This window comes from Simiaoa sp., assembly GCF_051972595.1.
GTDB classification, from domain to species: domain Bacteria; phylum Bacillota; class Clostridia; order Lachnospirales; family Lachnospiraceae; genus Acetatifactor; species Acetatifactor hominis.
Window position 1 is genome coordinate 1 of sequence record NZ_JBOKRY010000040.1, and the last position, 21,940, is coordinate 21,940.

Annotated in this window: 23 protein-coding genes; 1 reads left to right on the forward strand and 22 read right to left on the reverse strand. The window is 48.4% G+C overall.

The features are described from left to right. Positions 1-148: 148 nt before the first annotated feature. The 17 genes from ACTRDR_RS12050 to ACTRDR_RS12130 form a co-directional block, all read right to left on the reverse strand. Positions 149-349, reverse strand: coding sequence for a PDDEXK nuclease domain-containing protein (locus ACTRDR_RS12050; RefSeq protein WP_440527811.1), 201 nt, complete (start codon positions 347-349; stop codon positions 149-151). Next, positions 324-467 carry a hypothetical protein gene (locus ACTRDR_RS12055; RefSeq protein WP_440527776.1) on the reverse strand — a complete coding sequence of 48 codons (144 nt, stop codon included), beginning with the start codon at positions 465-467 and terminating at the stop codon, positions 324-326. The genes ACTRDR_RS12050 and ACTRDR_RS12055 overlap by 26 nt, the downstream gene beginning before the upstream one ends. 412 nt (positions 468-879) lie before the next feature. After that, positions 880-2,214 (reverse strand): 23S rRNA (uracil(1939)-C(5))-methyltransferase RlmD, encoded by a 1,335-nt coding sequence (rlmD, locus tag ACTRDR_RS12060; protein WP_440527778.1) that lies wholly within the window; start codon positions 2,212-2,214, stop codon positions 880-882. Continuing rightward, positions 2,215-3,351, reverse strand: a complete 1,137-nt coding sequence (locus ACTRDR_RS12065; protein ID WP_440527812.1) for a glycoside hydrolase family 88/105 protein — start codon at positions 3,349-3,351, stop codon at positions 2,215-2,217. It lies immediately after the preceding gene. Positions 3,352-3,508: 157 nt separating this feature from the next. After that, positions 3,509-4,690, reverse strand: a complete 1,182-nt coding sequence (locus tag ACTRDR_RS12070) for an ABC transporter permease (RefSeq protein WP_440527779.1) — start codon at positions 4,688-4,690, stop codon at positions 3,509-3,511. Continuing rightward, positions 4,680-5,498, reverse strand: a complete 819-nt coding sequence (locus tag ACTRDR_RS12075; RefSeq protein ID WP_440527814.1) for an ABC transporter ATP-binding protein — start codon at positions 5,496-5,498, stop codon at positions 4,680-4,682. The genes ACTRDR_RS12070 and ACTRDR_RS12075 overlap by 11 nt, the downstream gene beginning before the upstream one ends. 72 nt (positions 5,499-5,570) lie before the next feature. Then, on the reverse strand, positions 5,571-6,401 hold the full coding sequence (locus tag ACTRDR_RS12080) for a TraX family protein (RefSeq protein ID WP_440527780.1): 831 nt from the start codon (positions 6,399-6,401) through the stop codon (positions 5,571-5,573). 143 nt (positions 6,402-6,544) lie between these two features. Continuing rightward, on the reverse strand, positions 6,545-7,243 hold the full coding sequence (locus ACTRDR_RS12085; RefSeq protein ID WP_022154664.1) for a response regulator transcription factor: 699 nt from the start codon (positions 7,241-7,243) through the stop codon (positions 6,545-6,547). Between the two features lie 232 nt (positions 7,244-7,475). Continuing rightward, positions 7,476-8,216 (reverse strand): tRNA pseudouridine(38-40) synthase TruA, encoded by a 741-nt coding sequence (gene truA / locus ACTRDR_RS12090; RefSeq protein ID WP_440527781.1) that lies wholly within the window; start codon positions 8,214-8,216, stop codon positions 7,476-7,478. Then, entirely contained in the window at positions 8,213-9,496 is a 1,284-nt protein-coding gene (gene ytvI / locus ACTRDR_RS12095; RefSeq protein ID WP_440527782.1) for a sporulation integral membrane protein YtvI, read from the reverse strand. The genes truA and ytvI overlap by 4 nt, the downstream gene beginning before the upstream one ends. Positions 9,497-9,564: 68 nt before the next feature. Further along, a complete protein-coding gene (gene yihA, locus ACTRDR_RS12100) occupies positions 9,565-10,170 on the reverse strand; it encodes a ribosome biogenesis GTP-binding protein YihA/YsxC (protein ID WP_440527784.1) in 606 nt (201 codons plus the stop codon). A 70-nt stretch (positions 10,171-10,240) separates the two neighbouring features. After that, on the reverse strand, positions 10,241-11,503 hold the full coding sequence (clpX, locus tag ACTRDR_RS12105; protein WP_176862874.1) for an ATP-dependent Clp protease ATP-binding subunit ClpX: 1,263 nt from the start codon (positions 11,501-11,503) through the stop codon (positions 10,241-10,243). 98 nt (positions 11,504-11,601) lie between these two features. Next, positions 11,602-12,186 (reverse strand): ATP-dependent Clp endopeptidase proteolytic subunit ClpP, encoded by a 585-nt coding sequence (clpP, locus tag ACTRDR_RS12110; RefSeq protein ID WP_118546364.1) that lies wholly within the window; start codon positions 12,184-12,186, stop codon positions 11,602-11,604. 168 nt (positions 12,187-12,354) lie between these two features. Continuing rightward, positions 12,355-13,704 carry a trigger factor gene (tig, locus tag ACTRDR_RS12115; protein ID WP_440527786.1) on the reverse strand — a complete coding sequence of 450 codons (1,350 nt, stop codon included), beginning with the start codon at positions 13,702-13,704 and terminating at the stop codon, positions 12,355-12,357. Positions 13,705-13,796: 92 nt separating this feature from the next. Then, positions 13,797-14,075, reverse strand: a complete 279-nt coding sequence (locus ACTRDR_RS12120; protein WP_440527788.1) for a TM1266 family iron-only hydrogenase system putative regulator — start codon at positions 14,073-14,075, stop codon at positions 13,797-13,799. A gap of 2 nt (positions 14,076-14,077) precedes the next feature. Next, positions 14,078-15,436: an ABC transporter permease subunit gene (locus ACTRDR_RS12125; protein ID WP_440527790.1), complete on the reverse strand. Its 1,359-nt coding sequence runs from the start codon at positions 15,434-15,436 to the stop codon at positions 14,078-14,080. Then, the gene (locus ACTRDR_RS12130; RefSeq protein ID WP_440527792.1) at positions 15,423-16,538 is read right to left on the reverse strand and encodes an ABC transporter substrate-binding protein; all 1,116 of its coding nucleotides are present in this window, start codon (positions 16,536-16,538) and stop codon (positions 15,423-15,425) included. Before ACTRDR_RS12130 ends, ACTRDR_RS12125 begins: the two co-directional genes overlap by 14 nt. Positions 16,539-16,840: 302 nt before the next feature. Between ACTRDR_RS12130 and ACTRDR_RS12135 the strand changes: the two genes are divergently transcribed. Continuing rightward, positions 16,841-17,038, forward strand: a complete 198-nt coding sequence (locus ACTRDR_RS12135; RefSeq protein ID WP_117465775.1) for an alpha/beta-type small acid-soluble spore protein — start codon at positions 16,841-16,843, stop codon at positions 17,036-17,038. A gap of 243 nt (positions 17,039-17,281) precedes the next feature. Here ACTRDR_RS12135 and fsa read toward each other — a convergent pair whose 3' ends face one another. From fsa to ACTRDR_RS12160, 5 genes are all read right to left on the reverse strand, one after another. Continuing rightward, positions 17,282-17,935, reverse strand: a complete 654-nt coding sequence (gene fsa, locus ACTRDR_RS12140; RefSeq protein ID WP_440527794.1) for a fructose-6-phosphate aldolase — start codon at positions 17,933-17,935, stop codon at positions 17,282-17,284. A 150-nt stretch (positions 17,936-18,085) separates the two neighbouring features. Continuing rightward, positions 18,086-18,889 (reverse strand): protein kinase domain-containing protein, encoded by an 804-nt coding sequence (locus ACTRDR_RS12145; protein WP_440527796.1) that lies wholly within the window; start codon positions 18,887-18,889, stop codon positions 18,086-18,088. After that, complete coding sequence (locus ACTRDR_RS12150) at positions 18,883-19,503, reverse strand: hypothetical protein (protein WP_440527797.1); 621 nt, start codon at positions 19,501-19,503, stop codon at positions 18,883-18,885. The genes ACTRDR_RS12145 and ACTRDR_RS12150 overlap by 7 nt, the downstream gene beginning before the upstream one ends. A 172-nt stretch (positions 19,504-19,675) precedes the next feature. Beyond that, positions 19,676-20,734 carry a M50 family metallopeptidase gene (locus tag ACTRDR_RS12155; protein WP_440527799.1) on the reverse strand — a complete coding sequence of 353 codons (1,059 nt, stop codon included), beginning with the start codon at positions 20,732-20,734 and terminating at the stop codon, positions 19,676-19,678. 36 nt (positions 20,735-20,770) lie between these two features. Next, a complete protein-coding gene (locus ACTRDR_RS12160; protein WP_440527800.1) occupies positions 20,771-21,916 on the reverse strand; it encodes a 1-deoxy-D-xylulose-5-phosphate reductoisomerase in 1,146 nt (381 codons plus the stop codon). Positions 21,917-21,940 lie beyond the last annotated feature (24 nt).

The window sequence follows — 21,940 nt, forward strand, 5'->3', positions numbered from 1 at the left end:
ACCATGTTGTGAACCGACCTTTTTTTGTTGTGAAATAGCATATCACATATATCGCTTTATCTACTTCCTGTTAATTTGTTTTATCCGATACACGCTCCTGGGAGTGACTGTATCTATCAAAAAAAGAAGTCAGCAGTTTATTCACGCACTACTGACTTCCTAACAGTCTGTTATACAGAACCAGATCAACATAAAAATTTTTGTCATTAAATGTAAATCTCTTTTGGCGCTGTTCAAAGAGAAATCCTTTCCCCAACTCCAAAAGAAACTTCTGCATTTTCCCAATTACTGCCGATTCCAGATCCCTTTCATGATATGCTGCTTTATCCTCCAGCCCTGCAAATTCCAGTACATACGGAGTATGTAAAACTGGAGTGAAATTGTCTTTTCAAGGTGCTTACATTCCAGTAAGAGCGTATTGCTTCCTTCTCATAAAAGTCTCTTTCGTCCTTATCCTCTATACGCATAAGTATCTGATAATGTGTCCAGCTCAGCTTAAATGGTATTTTTTTTGTATGCCGTTTCTAATTGTCCAATTCCCGATTGGATAATTTCATCTTCTCTATCTTTGTAAGCCATGTAAAATTGACACATTCCAGCAACATTGCTTCTTGAAAAACCTCTGCCATATTACTTCTGGCACTGTCAATCAGCTTTTTTGATTTATCAAATAAATTTTGAAATTCGTTACGCTTACCGCGGCAATAAAAATCGGCATCCAGTCCGAAATGATTCGCTGTCGGATATTTGAGATTTGTATTTAAAACGCCAATATCGGTGAAAAAACACAAAAAATTCCGTACAAAAATTCCTGATTTCGGAACTTTTTTGTACGGAATCCATTGTTTTTATACTATTTACACCAAACTGACTTTTCACTTACTTCTTCTGCCGGACCAGCAGGGTGACTGCCTCCAACGAATCGGTGAACGGGAACATATCCACGCCCACGCCCTTCGCCACGCGGTAACCCTTCTTTTTAAAATACTTCAGGTCTCTGACCAGTGTCTCGGGATTGCAGGAGACGTAGACGATTCGTTCGGGGCCGATCCGGACTACGGAGCTCATGAATTCTTCGGTGCTGCCGCTTCTGGGAGGATCCATCAGGACGACATCTACTTTCGCACCCTGTCCGGCCATCTCCACCAGGAATTTCCCGGCATCGTTCTGGTAGAACTGGATATTGCGGATCTGGTTCGCCTTGGCATTGTTGCGAGCATCCCGTACAGCATCGGCATTTAACTCCACACCGATGACCTTGCCGGCCTTGTCGCTGGCGATCATGCCGATCGTTCCGGTTCCGCAGTAGGCATCCACCACAGTCTCTTTGCCGGTGAGTCCGGCATACTCCAAAGCTTTCCCATAGAGTATCTCGGTCTGTACCGGATTCACCTGATAGAAGGATTTGGGAGAAATACGGAACCTCTTACCGCACAGTTCATCCTCAATATATCCCTTGCCGTAGATCACATGCTCCTTGTCGCCAAGTACCATGCTGGTATTTCGATTGTTAACATTGATGACCACGGTAGTGATCTCCGGGTGAAGCTTCAGCAGTGCCTTCACAAAATTATTCTTGGAGGGCAGGATCGGGGAAGCCAGCACCAGTACCACCATAATCTGGCCGGTGACATGTCCGGTGCGGATCAGGACATGGCGCAGCAGTCCGTATCCGGTATCCTCATTGTAAGGGCGGATATGAAAAGATTTCAGCAGCCCTCTTATAGAGACAATGATCTCATCCGCTTTGGCATTCTCGATCAGACAGCTGTCCACGGGAACGATCCGGTGGCTCTTCTGCTCATAGATGCCGGAAATGGCATCATGATAACGATTCTCGCCGAATACCGCGTGTACCTTATTACGGTAATGCTCCGGATGCTCCATGGGTATCATGCCCTCTATTTTGCAAAAGGGAGCCAGCAGCTCCCCTAATTGCTTTTCTTTCTTTTTCATCTGTTCCGCATACGGCTTGTTGATCCAGCTGCACCCGCCGCATTTATCAGCCACCGGGCAGAGACCACTCTTCTTTTTAACAGCCGTCTTTTCCCGGCCCTGTCCTACGGGCACCCGGTTTTCCTTGCCTGCCGTCACTTTAGTTTTTCTCGCCGCATTGGCTTTTCCCGTTGCTTTGGTCTTCCCTGTCCCAGTCACACCCCCGGACGTTCTTCTGTCATTTCTGTTATCGTTCTTCATCATCCCGCCTGACTTCATTTAATCGTCCAGTCTCCTCATCTCAGTGTAGGCTAATAATAACGGTCCCACACCCTTGGCATCGTCTTCCACGATGGGCTCTGACATATAGTATTCGAAGCTACCGTCACGGCGGCGGTTATCCTCCGGTCCCAGTCCTGCTACAAGGCAGATACCACCGAGGCTTAAATGTCCGTCCTTCTCCTTCAGATAGCGGTCACAGATACCCTGGAATGCCTTTAATCCATAGGCTCTGTAAGACTCCGGTAAAAATCCGAGTCTCACGCCCTTCAACAGGGAGTAAGCCATGATCGCACTTCCACTGGTCTCTAAGTAGTTCGGCTCCCTGCCGCCCAGTGCAGGAAGCTGGTACCACATACCGCTCTCATCCTGGAATTTTAACATGGAATCGATCAGATCCACGAATACCTTCTTCAGATTGTCATACTCTGCCTTGTACTCTTCTCCCGGCTCACATTTGCTCAGGGTATCCAAAAGGGCCATGGAATACCAGCCCAGTGCTCTCAGCCAGAAATTCTGTGACAGTCCGGTCTCCTTGTTACACCAGAAAGCTTTCTTCGAAGCATCATAACCGTGATAGTATAATCCGGTCTCGGGGTCTCTCATATATTTTACGACATTGGCAAACTGATGGAAAATGTCATCATAGTGCTTCTTGGCATCGAATTTAGTTTCATATTCCATGTAAAAGGGCTGTCCCATATACATGCCGTCCAGCCATACCTGATTGGGGTAGATCTTCTTGTGCCAGAAGTTGCCCTCCTCGGTACGGGGCTGCGTCTCCACCTGACTGTAGATCAGGTCGATCGCCTTGCGGTATTTTTCCTTGCCGTTTAACGCATACAATGCGAACAGGGTCTTGCCCGCATTGACATTGTCAATATTATATTCTTCCACGGAATACTTCGTAATCGTACCGTCCTCCTGTACTCTGTGGTCAATAAATGCATCTGCGAATTCGTAATACTTCTTCTCTCCGGTAGCGCTGTAAATCTCCAAAAGTGCCAGGATCATGCAGCCGTCAATATAATTCCAGCCGGCAGCTTTTCCTTCTCTCGCCTTCTCAATGTTCCATGCGGGAACATCCAGAGTGCTCTTCTCGATCAGTTCATCAATGTATTTCTCAAAAATAGGCAGTTGCATGTATTATTTTCCTCCATTTTCTGTATCCAGAGCATCATTCGCAAAATTGCCCCTACGGTGCTTTCTTTTTGCTCGAATTCACGTTGCTCCGAATATTTATCATTGTACACATTTCTCATTTTATAGTCAATAATTATAAAATACTATGCTCTTACCCAAACATCACTTTCTCGCTCTGGAATGCCCTCGTCAGTCCGAATACCAGCACTCCCGCCACACACAGATTCACGATCACGGTCAAAAGAATTTCCACCGGCTGATAGCTAAAAGAAAAAATACCGTTCATGCACTGTACGCTGTTATATACCGGAATCAGATACCGGTACAGCGGAATCTCTTTTCCCTGACTGAGCATAGGGCTCAGTCCGATAAAGGTCACCACGATGGTAAAGGGAGAGACTGTCGTAGCCGCTTCTTTCACGCTTTTTGCAAAAGCAGAGACCAGTGCGATCATGGATACCAGCACCATGACCGTAGACAGAATGATCAGAAGCAGCATCGCAAAATCCATAGGCGTATACACCGACGAATCCACTCCTGTCAACTCTCCGCCCATCATTTTCGGCAGTGCCGCAAAGGTTCCGATAAAACTGGAACAGCCTGCCAGAAGTGCAATAATGCTTAAGGAAAATACTTTGCCAAGTGCCAGAGAGCTCCTCTTCATGGGAGTCACAAGCAAGGTTGCTATGGTACCACGCTCCTTCTCCCCGGCGATGGATTCCGGTGCCACGGACATGCATCCACTGTATAAAAACATCATAAGCAGCAAGGGCATCATCATGGAAAACATCTGTCCCGTAGTATCTTTGCTGGTGGCACAGTCGTAATACACAGACTCCCCGGCATTGATGTCTAACTTATTGGATATGGATGTCTCATACGCCTCCAAAATATCCGACACTTCATTGTAAAAATGAGTGGATTCCGTCTCCGCGGAATTGTAATAGATCTCCACGTTGGGCGCCGGTTTCCCACTCTGCACCTGATAATTTTCCACAGCCTGATCAAAATCCACCGGGAATACTACCAGTCCGTCTGCCTGTTTGTCCTGTATCTCCTGTCGCATCTGTGTCAGCTGCTCTCTGTCCGCAGGCTGCCAGTCTACCTTAAGCTCCCGCAGTTCTTCTCTTAACGACTCCGGCATATCCACCACATAAGCTTTCGCCACGTAAGCTTCTTCCGGAAGTATGGACTTCATCATGGCGCTTCCCAAAAAACTGTACACCACATAGATCATGATTCCAGGGAGCAAAAGTGTCGTGATTACCAGCCTTCTGTCTCCGAAAAATCTTGCCAGTTCTTTTTTCATTACCGTAATCGTATTATTTGTCATGGTTCTCTTCCTCCCCGCTCACCGCTTCATAGATTTCAAAAAAGCGATCCTCCAGGCTCTTATCACCGCAAAGGGTCCACAGGTCCTCACAGGCTGCCATACGACCGTTAATAATAATTCCCACCCGGTCGCAGATCTTCTCCACCAGACTGAAAATGTGCGTTGATACGATAATGGTCTTCCCCTGCTCCTTCAGGTCCAGCAGAAAATCTGTCACCACTTTTGCTGTCAGAATATCCAGCCCATTGGTGGGTTCGTCAAAAATTATGATCTCCGGATCCTGCACCAGTGAGATCACCAGGGATACCTTCTGCTTCATTCCCGTGGACAGATCCCTGACGCGCACCTGTGCAAACTCCTGAATGCCGAACCGTGCAAACAGCATGCGTTTTCTGGCATCCCGTCTGTCTGCCGGAATACCGTATAATTCAGAGAAAAAGTCATACAGATAATCCGGGGTAAAAAAATCCTCCAGCTTCAGTTCACTGGTAAGGAAGCCGATCTTACGCCGTACCTCCTCCGGTTGTGTCACTACGCTGCTGCCGGATAACACCGCATCCCCGCTGTCCGGTCGGATCAACGTTGCCAGCATCCGAAGAGTTGTGGTCTTACCGGCACCATTGGGTCCCAAAAGCCCGAACACTTCCCCTCTGTTTACGCAAAAACTCACCTGATCCACGGCAGTCTTTGTCTTCGCCGTGCTATGCTCCAGTTTCTGCTGTTTTGCCGACAGATGAAATGTCTTGCTGATCTCCTGTACCCGGATCAATTCTTCGCTGTCCCCTGTCTCCCATTTCTTCTCTTCCATATACGCCATATCCTCCATATCACTGTCTTCCCCGTCTTCCACTTTACTATCCACAGAGCATCCTGCTGTTCGTCAGATTGCAGGAATTCCCGCAATTTCCATTGCCACACATACCAGCCACAAGAGCAGAAGATGCGCAGGATAGAAAAAGTAAAAGAAATATTTATTCTGCCGCCCTCTCGTTCCGTTGTAGAACCAGATCAGAATAAAGGAAAGTGCTGCAAACATCTCCAGGCTGTCCATCAATAAAAAAATGATGACACCGGCCCACATCTGTGCTTTCTTCCGGTTACGGAACAGATAAAGTACAGTGATTGCCAAAATCCCCTTAAAATCATAATCCGTCTTAAGAACCAATGCCAGTACACATCCTGTCAGAATAATAACGGCATTCAGTCCCACGCGCAGAATCGTTTTTCCAACCGTTGTACCCGCAAAATGCTGTTCCACCAAATGAAGTCCCGCGATCACAAACAGCCCCAATAACAATGTAAAAAATACATTCTGATATGCCGGATACCATGCCTTGCCGCTGAATGCCAGATCAAAGGGTACCTCCGAAATCAGTGCAAATAAAAACATCCTGCCCAGATACTTTTTCACATTGTGGGTCTTCTGGAATCCCTCTACCAGTAAAAAACAGTAAATGGGAAACGCAAATCTGCCGATGATACGCATTGCCATGTAAATGCCGTACATTCCACCGTTCTGCCCCACCCAGGCAGTATAGGCCTCCTGATTCACCATAGCTTCATACAGCCCGTTCCGGACCAGCAGCCTTGCCACGATCACTGCCCCGATGTGATCGATCAGCATAGTCACTACCGCGATATTTTTCAGCACTGCACTGCTGATTCCTCGTTTCCCCTGTATTGCCCCTGCCTGTATCACTTCTGTCTGCATCCTTATGCTCCATCCTTGTTTTGCTTGTATTATTTAATTAGTACAATAATGCATTTGTATTGCTTTGTCAAGCATCTCGCCGATCAAACTTTGACAAAAATGTCCCCTGCTGACGCAGAGGACACACTTATTAACAATCTTTTTCATCCTACCTTATATCCGGTTCCCCATACCACTTTCAGGTATCTGGGCTCCTTGGGATTGCTCTCGATCTTCTCACGGATGTGGCGGATATGCACCGCAATAGTATTATCCGCTCCGATAGCCTGCATATGCCAGATAGACTCATAGATCTGGCTGATGGATAATACCTTTCCCCGCTCCTGCACCAGCAGGCGTAGGATCTTATATTCAATGGGCGTCATCTTCACTTCACGGCCGTCTACCGTTACCGTACGGTTCCGGTCATTGATTTCCAGCCCATCCACGCGATAAATACTATCAATACTTTCACACAGATTGACCAGTTGTGTATACCGGCGAAGCTGTGATTTCACTCTGGCTAACAGCTCCAGCGGATTATACCCCACCGTCACATAATCATCTGCACCGGCATTCAGCGCCATGATCTTGGCGGTCTCCGCATCCTGTGCGGAAATGATAATAACGGGGATCGTAGTCATATTACGGATGTCATGGATCATCTCAATGCCTTCTCCCCAGCCTCTGCCATCCAATTCCACATCCAGCAGCAGAAGCTGGATCTCCTGTGCCCGCAATAATTCTTGTAACTGTGCTCTCCCCGTCACTGCCACCATTTTTAAGCCTTCTCCTGCCAGAAGGGAACTCATTATCTCTATTACGCCTGTATTATTATTGTATACTGCCACCCTTTTTTCCATGACCTGCACCTTACACCTTTCGTATGGGATAAAGCCCCTCTGCCTTATCCACGTTTATCGTATCCTGTCAATGCATATTTTCTGCATGTTATTTATAAAATTTTTATAAACATTTCGTTTTGCTCTTATTTACGATTTCATGGCAAAATGAAACCCTACAATATACTAGACGCAATTGTAGGGCAAAAAGTTGCAGTATTTTTATTTTTCAGGCATAAAAGTTTCAGGAGTTTCAGGCATAAAAAACTTCTTCCAGTACCAGTCCTTTGGCAGGTACTAATGCTCCCGCCTTCGCTCTGTTTCCGGACTCCAGTACATCCGTCACACTCTCCGGCGTCCGGATGCCTTTTCCGACTTCGAGGAGGGTTCCCATGAGAATACGGATCATGTGATGCAAAAATCCATTTCCGGTAAATACAAACTCCACACGATTCTCTATCCGTTCGATCCGGATCTCGTCGATCCGGCGGACGGTGGATTTCTTACTTTTCTTCGCAGAGGTAAATGCCTTGAAATCGTGCTCTCCAAGCAATCGCTCCGCCGCCTTTCGCATAGCATCTAAATCTAATTCTTCCGGTTCCTCTGTCGCATAGCGTCTCCAGAATACATCCGGGATCTGACTGTTGATGATGCGGTAACGGTAGCGCTTCCCGGTGGCATTTAGTCTGCTGTGGAATCTGGGCGCCGCCTCCGACACCTCCACCACGGCAATATCCTCCGGCAGATATCGGTTACAATATTCCAGGATCTCCTCCATACTCATGGTAGCTTCCGTGTGGAAATTCGCCACCTGCCCCAGGGCATGCACCCCTGCATCGGTCCTACCGCTGGCAGAGATCTCTATGGGTTCACCGCACATTTTGGTCAACAGCGTCTCCATTTTCCCCTGGATCGTATTATCCGTGGAAGTCTGTTTCTGCCATCCCTGATATCTGGTTCCTTCATATTGCAGTCGTAGTCTGATATTTCTCATGATTTCTTTTCTTTCTGTTTTTTCGCAGAAGCTTCTTTTTGAGCTTCTTTTCGAGCTTCCTTTTGGGCTTCTTTTTGAGCCTCTTCCTCTGCTGCCTGTCTGGCCAGTTCCTCGCTCAGCCTCCGGTCTCTCTCCTGCATCTGCCACACTTCGTCCATATCCTCCGGCTTCAGTCTACGGAAATGATTGATCCCGGCTGTCAGGATCTTCACGCTGTCCTTGGTCGTCTGTAAAGCGCCCTCCTGATACATGGTCAGAGCGATCAGACCAATGGGCACTGCCACGATCATTCCTACGACACCGCCCAGCTTATATCCTATGTACAGAAGGAACAGGGTCGGCAGAGGCGGCATTCCCACGGAATCTCCCACAATCTTCGGCTGGATCAACTGACGCGCCAGCTGTCCGATGCCCCAGATGATCAGCAGTCCTATGGCCATTTTATAATCAGAGCTTAAGATTTTGATAATTGCCCAGGGGACCATAACAGTTCCGGTTCCAAAAAAAGGAAGGAAATCCAGAAATGCGATTCCCAGTGCGATCAACAACGCATAATCTACCTGCAGAATAGCAAATCCGATGACTAATAACAGATACATCCACACTTCGATCTTAAGCTGTGCCTTAAGATATCCGCCTACTGCTTTGACCAGTCCGCGCTTCAGCATATAATACCAGGACAGTACTTCCGCCGGTGTGTGCTTACGGAACCATGTTGCCAGCTGATCCCTCTCCGCTACGAAGAAATAGGAAGAAAGCAGTGCCATGATCAATCCGATCAGGATCGAAGGAACCTGCTTGGCAAAATTGCCCACGGCATTGATCGTAGGGGTGCCGATCTTCCCCAGCAGATCTCCCACATAGCTTCCGATCTGATTGATGACATCCATGATGCTTTGCTGTACATCCGCGGGAAAACGGTTATAGATAACGCTCAGGTTCTGCCCGATATCGGCAAAATCATGCTCCGCACTGTCCCAGATATCCGGCAGTGCACCGATCAATCCCATGATCTCATCGGCTAACTTCGCCCCTACCAGATAGAGGATCAATATTATCAGCGCGATGACCGCCACGATGACAAATGCACTTCCCGCTTTTCGCTTGATCTTTACCTTTTCCTCAAAAAAACGCACCAAGGGACTGGCGATCAACGCGATGATCCAGCCTGCCACAAACGGTGCGAAAAATACTAACAGCTTCGGCACCAGGAAAACAATCAATAGTAATATAATAAATGCCATACCCAGATTCACTAAGGCTTTACAATATTTCTTCATATATTCTCACTCTCTCACGCATTATGTCTCTACACTCATTCATCATTCCTACGATCTATTCCTGCTGTCTATTCCTGTGCAGGATCCTCTGCCGCCAGCACTCCGTCCAGAATCTCATAGATTTCTTCTCTTCCCTGCTTGGTCTGTGCAGAGTACGGGATGATCTGTGTATCCGCCCCCGCCTGTAAGGTGGTGCGGATCAGTTTTATCTGCTTTTGGATCTGGCTGCGGTTGATCTTGTCCAGTTTGGTGGCAATGATGACAGGATCGTAGCCGTTACGACGGATCCAGTCATACATGATCCGGTCATTCTCCGACGGTGCATGTCTGATATCGATCAGCAAAAACACCAGCTTTAACTGTTTGGATTTATGTAGATAATCTTCGATCATCTTACCCCACTGGGCTTTCACATTCTCATTTGCCTGGGCGTAACCGTAACCGGGCAGGTCCACGAAGTAGATTTCATCATTGATATTATAGTAATTGATGGTCTGGGTCTTACCCGGCTGGGCACTGGTCCTTGCCAGGGATTTCCGGTTCATCAGACCGTTGATCAGAGAGGATTTCCCCACATTACTTTTCCCCGCAAATGCCACCTCGGGATGGATATTTTCCGGAAGCTTACTGGTAATACCACAGACCGTTTCCAGACTCACATTCTTTATAATCATAAAAATACCTTTTTCTTTCTGCTTTTTTGCACAAAACGCTGCCCTGTGTCACCACAAGGCAGCGCCCGGATTATTTTGCCTTTTTCAGAGAATCTTCGTGTATGGTGAGAGGCTCGCTCTCTCCATCCACCGCAGCCTTAGTGACTACGCATTCCTCGATGGTATCATCGGAAGGAATCTCATACATGGTATCCATCATTACGGATTCCATAATAGAACGCAATCCTCTGGCACCGGTCTTACGTTCCAGTGCTTTGTCTGCAATCGCCTCGATAGCATCCTGCTCAAAATCTAACTTTACATGATCCATCTGGAACAGCTTCTGGTACTGCTTTACCAGGGCATTCTTCGGCTCCTGAAGGATACGGATCAGTGCTTCTCTGTCCAGTCCCCGTAAGGATACACAGATAGGCACACGTCCCACGAACTCGGGGATCAGACCGAACTTCACCAGATCATGAGGAGTTACCTCCTGTAACAGTTCACTGATATCCTTGTCCTCTCTCTTCCCAAGCTCTGTATTAAAACCGATTGACTTGCGGTCCAGTCTGGACTCTACGATCTTCTCCAGACCGTCAAAAGCACCACCACAGATAAAGAGAATATTGGTGGTATCAATCTGGATCAGTTCCTGATGAGGATGCTTTCTGCCTCCCTGGGGAGGTACGCTTGCCACAGTGCCCTCGATGATCTTAAGCAGTGCCTGCTGTACGCCCTCACCGGATACATCACGGGTAATGGATACATTCTCACTCTTTTTCGTGATCTTATCGATCTCATCAATATATACGATACCGTACTGGGCACGTTCCACATCGTAGTCCGCCGCCTGGATCAGCTTTAACAGAATATTCTCTACATCTTCACCTACATAACCGGCCTCGGTCAGGGTGGTAGCATCTGCGATAGCAAACGGTACATTGATGATCTTCGCCAGTGTCTGTGCCAGGTAAGTCTTACCAGAACCGGTAGGTCCTACCATGATAATATTACTCTTCTGCAGCTCCACATCGTTCAGATCCTTGGGAGCCGTAACTCTCTTGTAATGATTGTACACCGCAACGGAGAGGACCTTTTTCGCCTCGTCCTGTCCGATGACATATTCATCCAGGAAGTTCTTGATCTCCTTCGGTTTCAGAAGATTGATATCCGGAGTCGCGGTCTCTTCCACTTCTTCGTCTTCCAGTTCCTCCTCCAGGATGTCAGCGCAGATATCTACGCACTCATCACAGATATACACCCCGGCAGGTCCTGCGATCAGCTTGCGGACCTGGCTCTGGGTCTTGTTACAAAATGAACATCTAATGTCATTTCCGGAATTTTTTCCTGCCATTACTACTATACTCCTGTTATTTTATCTCCTTCCGAAGACGCCGCTTTTGCGTCGTAGGAAACGCGAGCCAAATTTCAGATTTGGCTCTGCGATAAAAGCTACTCGTGGAAGGTGATCACCTTATCGATCAGCCCGTATTCACAAGCTTCCTCGGCGCTCTTCCAGTTATCTCTCTCGGTGTCTGCGCAGATGGTCTCATAATCCTTGCCGGTGTTCTCAGCCAGCATACGGTTCAGTTTCTCCTTGGTGCGGAGGATATGCTTGGCTGCGATCTCGATCTCGGTAGCCTGGCCCTGGGTACCGCCCAGAGGCTGATGGATCATGATCTCTGCATTGGGCAGTGCAAAACGCTTGCCCTTGGCACCACCTGCTAAAAGGAATGCTCCCATGCTGGCTGCCATACCGATGCATACGGTGGATACATCACACTTGATGTATTTCATAGTATCGTAGATTGCCATACCTGCGGTAACACTTCCGCCCGGGCTGTTGATATACAGATGGATATCCTTATCAGGATCCTCTGCTTCCAGGAACAGTAACTGTGCCACAATGATGCTGGCAGAAGTCTCATTCACTTCCTCACCCAGGAAAATGATCCTGTCCTTCAACAGTCTGGAATAAATATCGTAAGACCGCTCACCTTTGCTGGTCTGTTCAATGACATAAGGTACTAAACTCATATTCTAAAACCTCCATTGCTTCTGATTAATACTACTATCGTATCCTACTTAGTAAGCTTTTTCAACGAGATCTCGAAGATTTAATAAAAATTTAGGAACTTTTAAATTTGAAAAAGAAAGCGGACCTGGCAGTCCGCTTTCTCTTCGTATCGTATCTTAAAGCACAAATTATGCTTCTTCCGGCTTCTCTTCTGCTGCCTTTTCCTTCTTGGTGGTCTTCTTGGCTGCAGCCTTTGCTTCCTTAGCGTTGTCTACGATGAAGTCAGCTGCCTTTCTTACGCAGAGATCTTCCTTCACCTGCTTAGCACCCTGCTCACCCAGGAGTTCTTTTACCTTGTCAGCTTCCATCTGATAAGCTTCTGCCATGCTCTTGATCTCAGCTTCGAAATCTTCCTCAGTAGCTTCCATCTTCTCAGCTGCTGCTACGGCTTCCAGAACCAGACGGGACTGGATTCTCTTCAGTGCTTCGGGCTTCAGCTGCTCCATCATGGTCTGAGCGGTCAGACCGGTGAACTGCATATACTGCTCTAAAGTAAGACCCTGCGCCTGAATTCTCTGTGCAAAGTTCTCTAACATCTGTCTCTGCTGGGTCTCGATCATTGCATCGGGGATCTCCATCTTGGCATCTGCGATCACTGCATCCAGAACTGCCTCTTCCTTGGCAATCTTAGCTTCTTCTTCCTTCTTGGAAGTCAGCTTCTTCTGTACATCCTCTCTATACTCAGCCATAGTATCGAAATCAGATACTTCACTTGCGAACTCGTCATCCAGATCAGGAAGCTGCTTCTCCTTGATCTCCTTAACGGTGCACTTGAATACTGCAGGCTTGCCAGCCAGCTCAGCTGCATGATAATCCTCAGGGAAGGTTACATTTACTTCGGTCTCTTTATTTAATTCAGCACCGATCAGTCCCTCTTCAAATCCGGGGATGAAAGAGCCGGAGCCGATGGTCAGGGAATGATTTTCACCCTTGCCGCCTTCAAATGCAACACCGTCTACAAAACCTTCGAAATCGATAACGGTCATATCGCCGTCCTTAACAGCGCGGTCTTCTACGTTGATGGTTCTCGCATTGCTCTCGCGCTCTCTGTTGATCTCAGCCTCAACCTCTTCATCGGTTACCTTGACTTCGATCTTGTCAACCTTCACACCCTTGTACTTGCCAAGAGTCACTTCGGGCTTCAGAGCAACCTCTGCGGTGAAGATGAAAGGCTTGCCAGCCTCTAACTGGGTCACATCGATCTTCGGAGAAGATACGATCTGCTCCTCACACTCTTCCAGAGCCTTATCGTAAGCATCGGGGATCAGCGCATTAGCTGCATCCTCATAGAATACGGACTTACCGTACATCTGCTCGATCATCTTACGGGGAGCCTTGCCCTTACGGAAACCGGGAATGCTGATCTTGTTCTTATTCTTCTGGTAAGCACCTTCGATTGCCTTCTCCAGTTCTTCAGCAGATACTTCGATGGTCAGCTTCGCCATGTTTTTCTCTAACTTTTCAACCTGTAAACTCATTATAACATTTCCTCCTTTATACCCTTGCGGGTCTGTATCCAGTCGCAGTCATTTTGCAATTATAGCATAAGTTGGAGGAATTGACAACCCTTTTATTTGGGGGCTTTCTGCGTATCCGGGGCATAGAGGCACTTGGAACTGACTCCCGGGATCATTCCCAGCTTTCCGGACAGAGCACTGACCTTTTCCTGCGGGGCGTCCACGACCACACTGATGATATTCATCTGCTTCTCATGATAAGGTATCCCCATTCTTCCGATAATATATTCTCCGTATTCATGCAAAAGTCCGTTGATCCGGCCTGCTGCCTCCTTATCCTCCACGATAATGCCTACCAGAGTCACTCTCGTGTTTCCCGTATCTTTTCCCATAATCAGTCTCCCTTCTGACCGTCCTCTGCCGTATTCTCCCACGGTCTGATATGCGTGGCGATCATGATGATGCGCCCCCTTGCATGTGTGCGGATGTATTCATATGCTTTCTCCCGGTTCTCTTCATCCAGCCCGGTGAACGGCTCGTCCAGCAGAACGCACTGTGCTCCTGCTTCCATTGCCCGCACCAGTGACACTCTCCGCTTCATGCCACCGGACAATTCACGGCAGGGACGTTCCAGCGCTTCCTCCGGCAGTAAACACGCAAGCACCTCCCGCGCTTCCTTCGCATCTCCCATGACCATTTCCAGGTTCTTCACCGCACTGTATTCTTCGCAGAGTCTGTCCTCCTGAAACTGCACGGAAAAAGCATCGATTCCCGACACTTCTCCCTCTTCCGGCCGTTCCAGCCCGCACAGGCACTTAAAAAAGGTCGTCTTGCCGCTGCCCGAAGGTGTATCCAGAAGATACAGTTCTCCCCCGTGGAATTTCTGTTCCACATGTCGGAAGATCCAACGGTCATGATAGCATTTTCCAAGCTCTGCCACGCGTAAAGTGCGACGTTCTCCTGTGACATTTGTCTTCGGCATTGCCGGTCTCTTACAGGCAGGCTCCCACCGGAAAAAATATTCCACGCAGCCAAATACTATTTTCTCAAACAATACACTAAGCACAATGATCACTGCCGTCCAGGCAAACAGATCCGCAGTATCGAGGTAAATCTTCGCCAGATACAGTGCCCCGCCGATGGAATGCACCGGCGTGCCGATCACTTCCGCTGCCACTCCGGATTTCCAGCTCATTCCCAGGGATAATTGAAATGCGCTGAGCAGGAACGGCTTTAGCGCCGGGCGATAAATATAGAAAAAGCGGGTAGCAAACGGCAGACGAAACACTTCTGCCATCTCTATCAGTTCTGCGTCCGCATTTTTTAAGCCTTCCAGTGTGTTCAGATAAATATTCGGAAACACCACTAAAAAGCAGACCGCCACAGCCAGCGGGGAAGCTCCCCACCAGATCAGTAAAAGCACCGCAAATACCGCCACCGGTACTGCCTTACAGAATACCATAAACGGACGCAGGATCTCCTCTGCCGGACGGTATCTGTAACTTACCGCCGCTAACAGCAGTCCTATAACCGCTCCCAGCAAAAAGCCTGCAGCAATGCGCCACAGCGATCCAAGGGCGCTACGCCAGAATTCCGCCTGCCCCACGAGGGTTGCCAGTGCTCGCAATGCCTGCATGGGTGTCACCACCAGCAGGGAATTATCCACGCACATTGCCGTGACCTGCCATACGCCCAGCCAGAAGAACAGAATGATAAATTTTTTGATGTATTTTTTATACTTATTCTGCATCATAATAGAAATCAGATTCCGGGAGTCCGCCACCTATGGACTGGGAATCCTGGTGGAACAGTACGTCAAGGTATCCGGAAAGTGCCTGCTTCATCTCTGCCTTATCCATATAAGTAATGTTGCAGTCGGGGATTGCTTTCTGCGCAATAGGCTCCTTTGCCACAATCTGCGCTTCCACTGCCAGTGTAGCCCCGGTGGCGGGGTCTGCATTGATGGCTTCGGCACTTGCCTTATGCTCTTCCATAAAAGCTTTCACAGCTTCTTCATTCTCTTCCAGAAATTCCTTGCGAACCACCGTGACACCGGTGACCATGCTGCTGCCGCTTGCGCCCTGTACCTTATTCCACTCTTCGTTTAAGTCAAAGATCACCTTCAGGGCATCGTTCTGCATGCAGGCTGCGGTAACAAAAGGTTGCGGCAACAGGCCGATGGCTGTGGGATCCTCAGCCAGTACAGATGCTACTTCTGTGGCTTCGGATTTATACTCCAGTGTCACATCGTCCACAGACATGCCGTTTGCATTCAGCAGATACTGCAATACATAGTCCGGCGTGGTTCCTTTTCCGGTTAAATAGATGGTCTTCCCCTTCAGATCCGTAAAATCCGCAAGCCCATCCTCTCCGGATACCATATACAATACGCCCAGGGTATTGATGTCGATCACTTCCACGCCGCCCTGGGTCTTATGATAGAGGATACTTGCCACATTTGCAGGTATCAGTGCGATATCCAGATCGCCCTTGACCATCAGGGGCAGGATCTCGTCTGCGCCGGTAGCCATCCGGAATTCATAGGTATTGGCGGTCTCGCCCTTGTTCGCTTTGTCCATTAAAAATAATAATCCTAAAGAGGTCGGTCCCTTTAAGGATGCCACACGAATAAGCGTGCCATCCGCATTTTCTGCTGTAGCTTCTGTACTTTCCGTTGCGGCTTCCATACTCTCACTAGTCTGTGTGCCCGATGTGGGCTGTGTGCTCTCTGCTGCAAGACTTTCAGCTGTGTTCCCGCTGTTTCTTGCCTGTCCGCACCCGGCAAGACCGCTGCATAACAGCCCCAAAGTCAGCGCCAACGCCAGTGTTTTTGTGAATCTTGTTTTCTTTTTCATTGTTTGTCGCCTTTCTATCATAGAATAGTTATTTTTTGACAACAAAAAAACACCTTCTCTTCTCAGCTTCCGCAGTTACGTGATAGCTTCAAAGGTCAGTCACTTCTGTGGGATTCCGGTCAGTGGATCCGACGCCGCGCTTTCCGGTCTCCGTTTCTTTCGTTGCTGTTTGAGTGTACCATAAAAATGAAAAACTTACCAGCATGAAAAAAAAGCCCGTGCTCATACTAATACCAAGATAAGTGATCACAAAAAACGCTTATCTGAAACACGAAAACCAATTCCAAACGGAGGTGAACGAAATGGCAAGTAAAACCAATAGAGTAGAAGTTCCCGAAGCAAAAGCTGCAATGGATCGTTTCAAGACTGAGGTGGCATCTGAGCTGGGCGTTAACCTGAAAGAGGGTTACAACGGTGACCTTACTTCTAAGGAAGCAGGAAGCATCGGCGGTGAGATGGTTCGTCGTATGATCAAGAAGCAGGAAGAGCAGATGAAATAAGCTCTGTCTGAAGCTTCGCAATCGACAGGATCAAAAAGGAAGCTGTACAGGGGAATACCTCTGTACAGCTTCTTACTGTGTCAGGATCTTAGGTGAACTACGCGCTTCTCCGTGCTCCGCACTCTCGAACCGCTACATCCATTCGCATTCCGGGCTATCGCCCTACTTGCTCATGTCTGTTTGATTGTCTAATAGATATGTGGTCTCGCCTGCAAGCAGTCATCCCACATATCTATTGACAATCTATTCACCAAAGACTGCTTTATAGTCAGCCTGGAACTTGGCGATACCGGCATCGGTCAGGGGATGCTTCACCATCTGCTCGATTACGGCGTAAGGAACGGTGGCGATATCCGCACCTGCCAGTGCACAATCGGTCACATGGATGGGATTACGTACGCTTGCCGCGATGATCTGGGTATCCAGATCAGTTACAGCGAAAATATCTGCGATATCACGGATCAGGTCTACACCTCTCGTGCTGATGTCATCCAGTCTGCCCAGGAAAGGAGACACGTAGGTTGCACCTGCGCGTGCTGCCAACAGAGCCTGGTTCGCGGAAAAGATCAGTGTCACATTGGTCTTGATACCTTCGGAGCTTAATACCTTACAAGCCTTCAGGCCTTCTACTGTCATAGGAATCTTAACGACCATATTGGGATGGATGGCTGCGATCTCTCTTCCTTCCTTGATCATTCCTTCTGCATCTACGGTGGTCGCCTTAACCTCACCGCTGATCGGTCCGTCTACGATGGATGCGATCTCTTTGATCACCTCTACGAAATCCCTGCCCTCTTTCGCGATCAGGGAGGGATTGGTCGTTACTCCACAAATAACCCCCATGTCATTTGCTTTCTTAATATCCTCTACTTTTGCAGTATCAATAAAAAAACGCATAACTCTTCTCCTCCTGCTATGTAAATTTGCTTGCTGCAGGTCCCCGAAAATCTCCCCGTGAACCTTTATCTACAGTATACTCATTTCCCGTTTCCACAGCAAGCACTTTTTGCAATTTTTATTGATTGTGTTCGGGCACGGAGTGCACAGCTACGGGTAATACAGTTTCCGGACATAATAGAAATCTGCCACCTTAGCAGCCCTTTTCCTCTCCCTTACGCCTGCATCCGTCACAAAGAGCAGTCTCCTCAAATTTTTCATATCAGGGACGCGCCTTTTCCGCTCTTCGCAGGTAGTCATCTCCACAATTCTGCGCAACCACTTTTCTCTCCTTCTGTCTTTGCCGGATATTTTCAAATGCGCCTTTTCCTCTCCCAGCATCACTGACAGAAGTCTTCCTACCGCATAGACATCGCTTTCCTCTCCCGGCAGTTCCCCCCGGGTGAACTGCTCCGGCGCACTGTAAGAATAATTCCCGGCTCCCGACCACGCATCCTCCCGGTTCCACAGACACCCCAGATCCAGGATTCCCGCTCTGCCGTTTTCTCGGATACGGATATTCTCCGGCTTCAGATCCCGATAAAGAAACGGATGCTCCCGTTCATGCAGATACTGCAGTCCTTCCGTGATCTGAAGTGTCACATTAAGCGCTGTGACCGGTGACAGTCTGCCCCGCCTGTCCAACATTTTCCGCAGATCCATTCCATCCCAGAATTCAATGATCAGATATCCCATCCCGTCTTGTGTCCATTTCTCTCTGTACACCGGAAAAAGCGGATGCCTGATCTCCTGCCAGTTTCTGCATTCCCGCTCCCATTGTCCTGAATATTCCGATACTCTGCATGCCCAAAAACATCCTTCCTTATCTCTGACACGATAGACCTTCGCGAAGCTGCCTTCTCCGATAAATACCGGTTCTTCATATCCGTGTGCCTCCAATACCCCTCTTACCATTTGCCACCTCCCAGAATCGGCAGGATCCATACTGCTCCCATATGCTTTCCGCCCTGTGCTGCTGCCTTCTCCCCCAGTTCTCTCAGCCGCCGTCCCGCCCGGTCGGCACAGATCTTAGGTGAAATATTCTCTGTGATCTGTGGCTTCAGACACTCCGCCAGCTCCTCTTCACAATAATTGATGAAAGCATTGTCCGCTATCAGTATCGCTGTCCCCGGTTCCACTTCTCCCACCATGCATTGTCCGTCAAGTATCTTCCATCCTACTTTTCCGAACCTCCGGAAAAACGCAAGATTCCGCATTCTTCCGTGGCTGAACAAAAGTACCCGTTCTTCCACGCATAATATTCCCGCATAATTGCAGTCTTCTCCAAGCGCTGACAACTCCTGCTGAAAACACTCCCGCAGAAGCTCTCCCCTGCCGGTCTGCCAAAGAATCTTCCCAGACAGCTCGTCATCTATTCTGTCCTGCAGATATCTCACTATTTTGCCATCGTCGGATATGCACGCACTTACCGCGTTCCGCCCGCTCTTACGATATTTACGCTGTTGCAGAGATAAAAACAGTCCCGCATGCTCCTCTTTTTGCCAATAACCGGCAGTCACATACTCCATACACGATCCTCCTTCTGATTTTTATATATAATTTCATTTTTAATTCTGTTCTTAATTCAGGGATCTTTTGCCGATAGGCAAGAAGTCAAGAATCGCGCTACGCGCGAATGTAAAAAGAGCATACCATGCGGCATGCTCTTTGTCAACGAATATGATTTCCTATCCGAAAATCCTATCCAAAAATATTTACCAGATCATTGAATAACAAAAATACCATCAGTACCATGAAAAACATCAGTCCGATAAAGTGTACGATTCCTTCCTTCTCCGGCGGTACCGGTCTGTGGGTAATGGCTTCCCAAAGCAGGAATACCAGTCGTCCGCCATCTAACGCCGGAACCGGCAGAAGATTCAGGATTCCCAGGTTCACCGTAAGCATCAGGGTAATGTTCAGCATACTCACAAGAACATTCTGCCAACCGTAATCCTTGGTAGTCTCGTAAGTCTTGCCTACTACATTGACCGCAATCCCCACCGGTCCTGCCACATCCTGTCTGGATACCTGCCCCTGTACCAGCATTGCCAGGCTCTTCCAGGTCATCGTCACGCAATAACGCATCTCATACCAGGAATAACGGAAACAGTCCAGTCCGGATAACTGTACAAAATCCGCATTACTGATACCGATCATATAACGCCCTGTACTCTCATCATACTTAGGCGTCAGGGTTGTAGTTCCTTTTACTCCGTCACGCTCATACTGTACTGCGACATCCCCGCCCCGGTAGGTCAGCGTAAACAATTGTATTTCTTCATACAGATGAATTTTACTGCCATTCAGGGAGAGAATCCTGTCTCCTGCCTGTAGTCCGGCTTCCTGTGCCGCACCGCCGTCCACAATCTCCGTCGCCACAGGATCACGGATCGTCGTGATCAGATTTACCATAATAAATGCAATAACAAATCCCAGGATGAAATTAAATACCGGTCCTGCCAGCACCGTGGATATTCTCGCCCACACATTGGCATTTAAAAACGATCCGCTGTGATCTTCCCCGTCCTCTTTTTCATTCAGACCGTCTTCACCCTCAAACATACAGGCTCCGCCGATGGGAAGAAGCTTCAGGGAATATTTGGTGTCTCCTTTTTGGAAGGAAAACAGATTCGGACCCATGCCCACAGAAAATTCTATCACATGAATCCCATTGGCCTTCGCCAGCAGAAAATGTCCGAATTCATGTGCGACTACCACCACCCCAAAGATCAGTACAAACAAGATCAATGTAACCATTTATTGCCTCTCATATCAAGCTTTTATTTTTTAGGATCAGAATCCCTTGCCGTCGATATAACTGTAAACAGATGCTTCTGTCTCCAGGATCTCCTCCACGTTCGGATTGTCGATCACCTTATGCTGCTCCATGGCTTCCTGAATCAGCTCCGGGATCTGAAGATAAGCGATCTTGCGGTCTAAGAACAGTCCTACCGCTTTCTCGTTGGCTGCGTTATACACCGTAGGCATACTGCCGCCGATGCGCTGTGCATCATAGGCAAGCTTCAGACCATAAAAAGTCTCCATGTCCGGCTTCTCGAAAGTCACCTGTGCCAGTTCATAGAAGTCCAATCGTTTTCCGGGCATCGATCTGCGATCCGGATAGAACAGAGCGTACTGGATCGGGAGTTTCATGTCCGGCGTTCCCAGCTGTGCGATCACTGCGCCGTCCACATACTGTACTGCGGAATGAATGATACTCTGGGGATGCACGATGACCTGGATCTGATCCAGATCCACACCGAACAGCCATTTTGCTTCCATGACTTCCAGTCCCTTATTCACCAACGTGGAAGAATCAATCGTGATCTTCCGTCCCATGGACCAGTTCGGATGCTTTAAGGCATCCTCCACCTGAATATTTACAAGCTGCTCTCTGGTCCTGCCACGGAAGGGTCCGCCGGACGCGGTGAGCAGGATCTTCTCGATCCTGCCTTTCGGTTCCCCGTTCAGCGACTGGAAGATCGCGCTATGTTCACTGTCTACCGGCAGGATCTTCACTCCCATCTTCGCCGCTAACGGCATAATGATGTGTCCGGCAGTTACCAGAGTCTCCTTATTTGCCAGGGCAATATCCTTCCCTGCCTCAATGGCCGCAATCGTCGGTCTGATACCAATCATGCCCACAATCGCCGTCACTAATACCTGCGCCTTTGGCATCACTGCGATCTCCAGCAGTCCGTCCATTCCGGTCACGACCTTCACAGGAAGATCTGCCACACGGCTGCGTAAGTCCGTTGCCGCTTCCTCGCTCCACATACCTGCGATCAGAGGATGGAATTCTCTGATCTGCTGTTCCATCTGTTCTACACTTTTTCCGGCTGCCAGCGCTACCACCTGCAGTTCGGGATTATTGCGAACGACCTCCAGGGTCTGGGTTCCGATGGAACCGGTAGATCCCAGGATTGCTATTTTTTTCATAATGCTACGCTCCTTGTATCTTCC

Excerpts from the sequence above, each read along its gene's own strand:
- ACTRDR_RS12055 (WP_440527776.1), bottom strand. The coding sequence starts at position 467 with ATGCGTATAGAGGATAAGGACGAAAGAGACTTTTATGAGAAGGAAGCA.
- rlmD (WP_440527778.1), bottom strand. The coding sequence starts at position 2,214 with ATGAAGTCAGGCGGGATGATGAAGAACGATAACAGAAATGACAGAAGA.
- ACTRDR_RS12070 (WP_440527779.1), bottom strand. The coding sequence starts at position 4,690 with ATGACAAATAATACGATTACGGTAATGAAAAAAGAACTGGCAAGATTT.
- ACTRDR_RS12075 (WP_440527814.1), bottom strand. The coding sequence starts at position 5,498 with ATGGAAGAGAAGAAATGGGAGACAGGGGACAGCGAAGAATTGATCCGG.
- ACTRDR_RS12080 (WP_440527780.1), bottom strand. The coding sequence starts at position 6,401 with ATGCAGACAGAAGTGATACAGGCAGGGGCAATACAGGGGAAACGAGGA.
- ACTRDR_RS12085 (WP_022154664.1), bottom strand. The coding sequence starts at position 7,243 with ATGGAAAAAAGGGTGGCAGTATACAATAATAATACAGGCGTAATAGAG.
- truA (WP_440527781.1), bottom strand. The coding sequence starts at position 8,216 with ATGAGAAATATCAGACTACGACTGCAATATGAAGGAACCAGATATCAG.
- ytvI (WP_440527782.1), bottom strand. The coding sequence starts at position 9,496 with ATGAAGAAATATTGTAAAGCCTTAGTGAATCTGGGTATGGCATTTATT.
- yihA (WP_440527784.1), bottom strand. The coding sequence starts at position 10,170 with ATGATTATAAAGAATGTGAGTCTGGAAACGGTCTGTGGTATTACCAGT.
- clpX (WP_176862874.1), bottom strand. The coding sequence starts at position 11,503 with ATGGCAGGAAAAAATTCCGGAAATGACATTAGATGTTCATTTTGTAAC.
- clpP (WP_118546364.1), bottom strand. The coding sequence starts at position 12,186 with ATGAGTTTAGTACCTTATGTCATTGAACAGACCAGCAAAGGTGAGCGG.
- tig (WP_440527786.1), bottom strand. The coding sequence starts at position 13,704 with ATGAGTTTACAGGTTGAAAAGTTAGAGAAAAACATGGCGAAGCTGACC.
- ACTRDR_RS12120 (WP_440527788.1), bottom strand. The coding sequence starts at position 14,075 with ATGGGAAAAGATACGGGAAACACGAGAGTGACTCTGGTAGGCATTATC.
- ACTRDR_RS12125 (WP_440527790.1), bottom strand. The coding sequence starts at position 15,436 with ATGATGCAGAATAAGTATAAAAAATACATCAAAAAATTTATCATTCTG.
- ACTRDR_RS12130 (WP_440527792.1), bottom strand. The coding sequence starts at position 16,538 with ATGAAAAAGAAAACAAGATTCACAAAAACACTGGCGTTGGCGCTGACT.
- ACTRDR_RS12135 (WP_117465775.1), top strand. The coding sequence starts at position 16,841 with ATGGCAAGTAAAACCAATAGAGTAGAAGTTCCCGAAGCAAAAGCTGCA.
- fsa (WP_440527794.1), bottom strand. The coding sequence starts at position 17,935 with ATGCGTTTTTTTATTGATACTGCAAAAGTAGAGGATATTAAGAAAGCA.
- ACTRDR_RS12145 (WP_440527796.1), bottom strand. The coding sequence starts at position 18,889 with ATGGTAAGAGGGGTATTGGAGGCACACGGATATGAAGAACCGGTATTT.
- ACTRDR_RS12150 (WP_440527797.1), bottom strand. The coding sequence starts at position 19,503 with ATGGAGTATGTGACTGCCGGTTATTGGCAAAAAGAGGAGCATGCGGGA.
- ACTRDR_RS12155 (WP_440527799.1), bottom strand. The coding sequence starts at position 20,734 with ATGGTTACATTGATCTTGTTTGTACTGATCTTTGGGGTGGTGGTAGTC.
- ACTRDR_RS12160 (WP_440527800.1), bottom strand. The coding sequence starts at position 21,916 with ATGAAAAAAATAGCAATCCTGGGATCTACCGGTTCCATCGGAACCCAG.